This window comes from Candidatus Nitrotoga sp. 1052 (assembly GCF_927312905.1).
Taxonomy (GTDB): Bacteria; Pseudomonadota; Gammaproteobacteria; order Burkholderiales; family Gallionellaceae; genus Nitrotoga.
Window position 1 is genome coordinate 25888 of sequence record NZ_CAKMHQ010000094.1, and the last position, 7002, is coordinate 32889.

The following is a 7002-nucleotide window of genomic DNA, read 5'->3' on the forward strand; positions in this document are numbered from 1 at the left end:
CTAAACTGTTGCTCAGAAATTTTTTCTGTTTATAACTTTGAAACTTAGCGGGCTAGCAAGCGGCACTTAATCAAGGTATTCAAACACCTTTACTACACGCTCCACGCCACGCGAGCCGCTGGCGATGTCTGCGGCGGCCTCAGCTTCCTTGTGATAGACCAAGCCCATCAGGAATACTGAGCTGTTTTCGGTAATTACTTTTACATGATCAGCCTGAAATCCTCGGCTGTTATTGATGAAGCGCAACTTAATGTTGCTAGTAATAAGGGCATCATTACTACGCCACGATAAATCAGTGAGGGAGGATACCTGCAGTTCGTTATTTACAGCCTTTACATTCGTCAGGCTTGAAACTATTTTTTCAATATCAGTTTTAACTTTTTCGTTAGGCACTTGGCCAGTAATGAGCACACGGCGATTGAAACTGGTTACATTCACATACACGGTGTCTTTATATTGGACATTTATTTGGTTAAGTGCCTTGCTCTCGATGTTTTGGTCTTCGAGAATAATGCCGGCAGTACGGCGATCTGATGACATTAACGCACCCGCGCCGACACCCGCAGCAATTATCGGAAAGCACCCTTGCATCGCGCCCAGCACGATAGCCAATAATAGGTAATTTATATAACGCATGTTCCCCTCTCACTTAATATGTCGTCGAAGTGCTGACGGATTCTGCTAATCAAAGTCCACAGTGCCAAAAACCCGTTGCGATGAATGCGGATGTTACCCGAAATTAGGCGGTAAAAGCATTCTTGATCCATTCCAGTCGATCGCTATCCAGCGTATCAAACAGCAGCGCATCAAAACGGCAAGGTGGCGTTCTGCTCAGTGTGGCGAGGTAATGCTGAGCGGTGTGTATCAGCCTAGCCTGCTTGGCCGCATTAATGCTGGCCGCAGCACCGCCGAAATCGCCACGGCTGCGCAAACGTACCTCGGCAAATACCAGCGTGTCGCCATCCTGCAGAATCAGGTCGATTTCGCCATAACGGCAGCTATAGTTTCGTTGCAGCAACTTGAGGCCATGACGTTGCAGAAATTGTGCCGCCAGCTGTTCGGCCTGGGCGCCGCGTGTACTCATGCTCGCGGCGACACAGGTTTCTGCATCAGGTGAAAGGTATCGACAGCAAGCGCATAAAAACGTTCCATTTCAGGCTTGAATGGTGGGTTGGCATGCGAGCAAATCATCCTTGTCAAGTTTCAAAAACGGGATGGCCGAACCTGAGGCATTTTTTGGGAGTGGCACAGCCTCCTACGCTCACGTATAGTATGGCGGCTAACAAGCAACAATACGAGGAAGTGAAGGTGCATAGCGGGCAAAAACAAAAATTAGAATGTGCATTATATGTGGTTGCCACCCCAATTGGGAATTTGCGAGATATCAGTTTGCGTGCGCTGGATGTGCTGATATCTGCGGATACCATTGCCGCTGAAGACACGCGCAATACTGCGAATCTGCTGATGCATTATTCCATTGCGGCAAATAGGTTAATGGCATTGCACCAGCACAACGAACGGGCGGCGGCAGAAAAAGTGATCGCGCTGCTGGCCCGAGGTCAGTCGGTTGCCCTGGTATCCGATGCAGGCACCCCGGCGATAAGTGACCCCGGTGCGATATTAGTGGCAGAAGTGCGCGCCGCCGGTTACCGCGTGATCCCCATTCCTGGAGCAAACGCCGCATTAGCTGCCCTGTCCGCCGCCGGCCTGGCCGCACCGCACTTCCTGTTTTATGGGTTCCTGCCCAATAAAGCCGCTGCACGTTGCCGCGCGCTACAAGAATTGATCGCCTTACCCTACACCCTGATATTTTACGAAGCCCCGCATCGCATCCTGGAATGCGTGACTGACCTGCAAAGCGTTTTCGGCAGTGACCGGCAAATTGTGTTTGCGCGCGAAATCACCAAGCTTTTCGAGAGCATTCAACGATGCTCCCTCGCCGATGCACTGGTTTGGCTGAATGGTGATTCCAACCGTCAACGGGGCGAATTCGTATTGCTGGTTTCCGGCGCGACAGCGCAACAGGAAGGGTTGGATGCAGACGCTGAACATGTATTGGCAGCGCTGTTGCACGAATTACCGCTCAAGCAGGCGGTACAGCTCGCTGTGCGTATTACTGGCGCAGGGCGTAACGAACTATACCAACGCGCGCTGTCACTCAAGTCCTCAGCCTAATCCAGAGCTCATTTCATTTTTACATTCGGATAAAATATCTGTCATGGAACTAAAACTAACCCGCCCCGACGACTGGCACCTGCATTTGCGTGATGGGTCGTTAATGCATTCCGTGCTGCCCGACACCGCACGCCAATTCGCCCGCGCCATCATCATGCCCAACCTCCGCCCACCGGTTACAACCACCGAACAGGCGCAGGCCTACCGCGCGCGCATCCTCGCCGCGCTACCTGTGGGTTCGTATTTCGAACCGTTGATGACTCTATATCTAACCGACAACACTACAGCGAAAGAAATTCGTACCGCGAAACAAAGCGGCATCGTGCATGCAGTTAAATATTATCCTGCAGGCGCCACCACCAACTCCGATTCGGGCGTCACTGATATCCGCAAGACCTATCCCGCTCTGGAAGAAATGCAACATTGTGGGATGCCGCTGCTTATGCATGGCGAAGTAACAGATACAGCGGTAGACGTGTTCGACCGCGAGGCAGTATTCATAGCCCGCGTGCTGCAACCGCTGCTGCGCGATCTGTCCGATTTGCGCGTGGTGTTCGAACATATCAGCACGATTGACGCCATACAGTTTGTGAAAAGCGCGCCCGATAATATCGCCGCCACTATCACCGCGCACCACCTGCTATACAATCGCAACGCCATGCTAAGCGGCGGCATCCATCCGCACTATTACTGCCTACCCGTTTTGAAGCGCGAGACGCATCGTGAAGCATTGCTTGCAGCGGCCACCAGTGGCAGCAAAAAATTCTTCCTCGGCACCGACAGCGCCCCGCATGCACAACATACCAAAGAATCCGCTTGCGGCTGCGCAGGCATTTACACCGCCCACACCGCTATCGAATTATATGCAGAAGTTTTCGAGCAAGTCGGGGCGCTAGACAAATTGGAAGGTTTTGCCAGTTTTTATGGCGCTGATTTTTATCGTCTGCCGCGTAATGCTCAAAGCGTTACCTTGCGTAAACAGGAATGGCAAGTGCCTGCAACAGTCGGGTTTGGAGTGCATCAATTAGTGCCATTGAGAGCAAGTGAAATGGTGAAGTGGAAGCTGGTGGAGTGAGGATATGGCTCGGAAGTCGTCCTGGTTGAAAATCAAACGGCCAATCTTTCTTCAAAAAATCCGCTATTAATCAACTCTCCGGTTAACGCCTTGTAATCCGCCGCGCCGGGACTCTGCGGGGCGTAAGCGAAGACATCTTTGCCATGCATCGGGCTGGTGGCAAGCGCAACGTTTTCACTTATGCGCGTATTGCATACCACTGAACCGTAACGGTCCCGAAGTTTGTCGAAAATTTCATACGAAAGTTTACGCCGCGAATCGAAACGGGTCACCACGATGCGTCGCTCGAATAAACGTTTGAGTTTGATCTCAAGCACATTAAGTGCGGAATCCAGGAGATGCACGCCTTGCAGCGAGAGAAAGTCCGCCGAAACCGGAATCAGCACTCGATCCGAGGCGAGCAGAGCGTTAAGCGTGAGCACTCCCAACATTGGGCAACAATCAATCAGGATGGGTGCGCCGGTGAGTGCCAGATCTTCACTCAGGCCTTTTTTCAACAGAGTTGCAGCCTTGGGGTCGCTACCATAAAGCGCGTCGATCTTGGACAGCTCGAGCGAGGAGGAAATGATCTGCCAGCCAGCTGGTGTATCGCGCAAAAGCTTGGCAAGCGGAGTACTCAGCCTAAAAAAGGCAGCCATGCCGGCATCAGCTAGAGTGGCATTCTTCAGCCCACAGGCCAAGCTTAAATGCCCTTGAGGGTCAAGATCAAGAGCGATGGGATGCCGCTGCCCCTTGGCCAGCGCAGCGGCAAGATTGAGGCAGGTAGTGGTTTTGCCCACCCCGCCCTTCTGATTGAATACAGCGATAACCGCCATTCTGGAAAAACCCCATGGTAATGGGCGGATGCGAAATAAGCATAACCAGCTGACTCATCACTCTACAGTGACAGATTTGGCCAGATTGCGCGGCTTGTCGACATCAGTTCCCTTTTGCAATGCCACGTAATATGCCAGCAGTTGCAGTGCGATGGTATGCAGAATAGGGCTTAAATATCCGGCATGCTCGGGCATTTGCATTAGGTGTACACCCTCGCTCGAATGAAAACGCGTGCCCGCATCGGCGAATACATACAGTTCGCCACCTCGTGCGCGTACCTCTTGCAGATTGGATTTGAGCTTTTCCAGCAATGCGTCGTTAGTGGCAACGGCGATAACCGGCATGTCCTTGTCTACCAAAGCTAGTGGCCCGTGCTTTAACTCACCAGCGGGGTAAGCTTCGGCGTGAATGTAAGATATTTCCTTAAGCTTGAGCGCACCTTCCAGTGCGATGGGATAGTGCAGTCCGCGCCCGAGGAACAGAGCATGGCGCTTGTCGGCAAAGCGCTCGGCCATCCGCGCAATATCGGGTTCGAGTTTCAATACCAATTGAACCGCGCTGGGCAAATGGCGCAACGCATGCAAGTGGCGCTGTTCTTTTTCTGCACTCAACCTGCCACGCTGCTTGGCGAGAACCAGAGTAAGCAGGAACAAAGCCGCTAATTGTGTAGTAAATGCCTTGGTTGAGGCGACACCAATTTCCGGTCCCGCGCGCGTCAGGAAATGTAGCTTGGAGAGCCTGACCAGCGCGCTTTCCGGCACATTGCAGATGGAAAGAGTATGTGGGTGACCCAATGCCTTGGCGTGGTTAAGTGCAGCCAGGGTATCGGCGGTTTCACCCGATTGAGAAATGGTAACAACTAGCGCCTTGGGATTGGGCACGCTCACGCGGTAGCGATATTCGCTGGCGATTTCCACGGTACATGGAATGCCGGCGATTTCTTCAAGCCAGTAGCGCGCAACTAACCCCGCATGGTGGCTGGTGCCACAAGCGAGAATGAGGATGCTTTCAACTTGTTCGAACGCAGCGGCGGCCTCGGCACCGAAAATGCCGGGTATCAACGACTGACTGTTACATACCCCTTCCAACGTATCCGCGAGCGCTTGCGGCTGCTCGTGAATTTCCTTCTGCATGTAATGTCGATATTCGCCCAGCTCCATGCTTGCGTTAGTCAGTTTACTGACGTGTACCGGACGTTCCACCGCTTGGCCCTTGGCATTGAAAATCCGGTAGCCGTGCAAGCTTACTTCGGCCACGTCGCCCTCTTCCAGATACACCACATTTTTTGTCACCGGCAACAGCGCTGATACATCCGATGCGATGAAATGCTCGTCAACTCCCACCCCCAACAACAACGGGCTACCCTTGCGCGCACAAATTAGCTGGCCCGGATTGTCCGCTGCCACTACGCCGATGGCGTAAGCGCCCACCAACTCGGCAAGCGCCGCCTGAGTTGCAACCAACAAGCTATTGCCGCGCGCATAGTAGCTATTAATAAGATGTGCAATGACTTCGCTGTCAGTGTCGGATGTGAATACGGAGCCTTGCGCCGTCAGGCGCGTACGGAGCTCTTCGTAGTTTTCGATAATGCCGTTATGCACCACGGCAATGAGATTGCTGCTCAAGTGCGGGTGCGCGTTACGTTCGCTGGGCACGCCGTGAGTGGCCCACCGTGTATGTGCAATACCGATGTGACCGCTGATGGCAGCACTTCGTGTGGTTAATTCCGCAACGCGCCCCGTGCTGCGGATGCGTTGCAACTCATTGTTTTCGACGACCACCAATCCAGCCGAGTCATAGCCCCGATATTCCAGGCGTTGCAGCCCTTGTAAAAGAATGGGGACGACATTGCGCTGCGCTATTGCACCGATTATTCCACACATGATTAATTCCGTGATTTATTGCAGGCGCTAATTGTAGCAAGAATGAGACTTGTGCCGTAGCTCGAACGTTTTATGCAGAGTTAGGCAAAAAACGGGGCGTCAAGATTTGCCCCCTTTGTTCTCGGCTGGTGAGCGTTGAGATGTTGGGCTTCATTTCATTCAGTCCAATCTACCGCGCTGCTATTCGAGATGACCATTCCAAGCTCCTCCGTTATCGGAGGATTCTTTGTAGCCCCAAGTACCTGAAAAGCGTTTACCATTTTCTTTAAGGTATAGCTTGCCATGCCCAAATCCACCAGGTTCATACCATTCAAATAAGATGACGTTATTTTTTAGGTTGCCATCAATTGTTCCCTCCTTCATTCCGTATGAATACTTACCCACCATACGGTCTTCAACCTGCTTGAGTTCGGTACGAATGGACACACCTGTGGTATTACTATCGGTGGTAAAGTCACCCACATAGATACCTTTTATTAACGATCCATTTATGACATTTCCATTAGCACTTGTTTCTTTTTTCGACACTGTTTCTTCAATTCGTTCATTAAAAGTATATCGGTAGAGAGATAACAGAATTAATATAAGCCCGAGTACACCAAGAATTGCTCTAGCTATACTGTTACTAGTACCAACTTCAAGCTCTTTCAACTTAACCTGACCGATCAAGCCTACTAACAAAAAGACGACTCCAAAGGTCAATAATGCAGTTCTATAGTCCATTTTGTATGTTTATTCTTTATTCTTGTGAACCTGTAGAAAAACCCATCTGAGAATTTGGAAGAAGGTTTTGAAATATGATTTTGGAGACACCCTTTCCGCTTATTGTGCTTGGAAAAGCGTATAAAAGCCATTCTGGAAGGTCATGTTTTCTGTCGCGTATCATTTATATACGTCTTTCTACATCCTCAACATTCAAATTGGGGGGCAGGCCTCTTCTGGCCTGTCCCTCTCGAATGTAGGGTTGAACGAAGCCGCTATCGCGGAGAAATGCCCCGCAGCAGCCAGCTTAAATAACATAATTCATCCTCACCCCGAAAGGGATTTCTTTGT

At 51.3% G+C, this 7002-nt stretch carries 8 protein-coding genes; 3 read left to right on the plus strand and 5 right to left on the minus strand.

Annotated elements, in window-relative coordinates:
* Positions 1-66: 66 nt before the first annotated feature.
* A complete protein-coding gene (locus MJ768_RS14785; protein ID WP_239292809.1) occupies positions 67-636 on the minus strand; it encodes a BON domain-containing protein in 570 nt (189 codons plus the stop codon).
* Between the two features lie 103 nt (positions 637-739).
* A complete protein-coding gene (locus tag MJ768_RS14790; RefSeq protein WP_239292810.1) occupies positions 740-1084 on the minus strand; it encodes a YraN family protein in 345 nt (114 codons plus the stop codon).
* 158 nt (positions 1085-1242) lie between these two features.
* On the opposite strand from MJ768_RS14790, the gene rsmI reads away from it, so the two are divergent.
* Both rsmI and pyrC read left to right on the plus strand, forming a co-directional pair.
* Positions 1243-2175: a 16S rRNA (cytidine(1402)-2'-O)-methyltransferase gene (rsmI, locus tag MJ768_RS14795; protein ID WP_239292811.1), complete on the plus strand. Its 933-nt coding sequence runs from the start codon at positions 1243-1245 to the stop codon at positions 2173-2175.
* 43 nt (positions 2176-2218) lie between these two features.
* Positions 2219-3250: a dihydroorotase gene (gene pyrC / locus MJ768_RS14800; protein WP_239292812.1), complete on the plus strand. Its 1032-nt coding sequence runs from the start codon at positions 2219-2221 to the stop codon at positions 3248-3250.
* A gap of 32 nt (positions 3251-3282) precedes the next feature.
* Here pyrC and MJ768_RS14805 read toward each other — a convergent pair whose 3' ends face one another.
* From MJ768_RS14805 to MJ768_RS14815, 3 genes are all read right to left on the minus strand, one after another.
* A complete protein-coding gene (locus MJ768_RS14805) occupies positions 3283-4065 on the minus strand; it encodes a ParA family protein (RefSeq protein ID WP_239292814.1) in 783 nt (260 codons plus the stop codon).
* Positions 4066-4122: 57 nt separating this feature from the next.
* Positions 4123-5949, minus strand: a complete 1827-nt coding sequence (gene glmS, locus MJ768_RS14810; protein ID WP_239292816.1) for a glutamine--fructose-6-phosphate transaminase (isomerizing) — start codon at positions 5947-5949, stop codon at positions 4123-4125.
* Positions 5950-6129: 180 nt separating this feature from the next.
* Positions 6130-6672, minus strand: coding sequence for a hypothetical protein (locus MJ768_RS14815; RefSeq protein WP_239292818.1), 543 nt, complete (start codon positions 6670-6672; stop codon positions 6130-6132).
* 142 nt (positions 6673-6814) lie between these two features.
* Here MJ768_RS14815 and MJ768_RS14820 point away from each other — a divergent pair.
* On the plus strand, positions 6815-7002 hold a 188-nt coding region (locus MJ768_RS14820), incomplete at its 3' end, for a hypothetical protein (RefSeq protein ID WP_239292820.1).

Coding starts and splice junctions, on each gene's coding strand:
- MJ768_RS14785 (WP_239292809.1), bottom strand. CDS start 636: ATGCGTTATATAAATTACCTATTATTGGCTATCGTGCTGGGCGCGATG.
- MJ768_RS14790 (WP_239292810.1), bottom strand. CDS start 1,084: ATGAGTACACGCGGCGCCCAGGCCGAACAGCTGGCGGCACAATTTCTG.
- pyrC (WP_239292812.1), top strand. CDS start 2,219: ATGGAACTAAAACTAACCCGCCCCGACGACTGGCACCTGCATTTGCGT.
- MJ768_RS14805 (WP_239292814.1), bottom strand. CDS start 4,065: ATGGCGGTTATCGCTGTATTCAATCAGAAGGGCGGGGTGGGCAAAACC.
- glmS (WP_239292816.1), bottom strand. CDS start 5,949: ATGTGTGGAATAATCGGTGCAATAGCGCAGCGCAATGTCGTCCCCATT.
- MJ768_RS14815 (WP_239292818.1), bottom strand. CDS start 6,672: ATGGACTATAGAACTGCATTATTGACCTTTGGAGTCGTCTTTTTGTTA.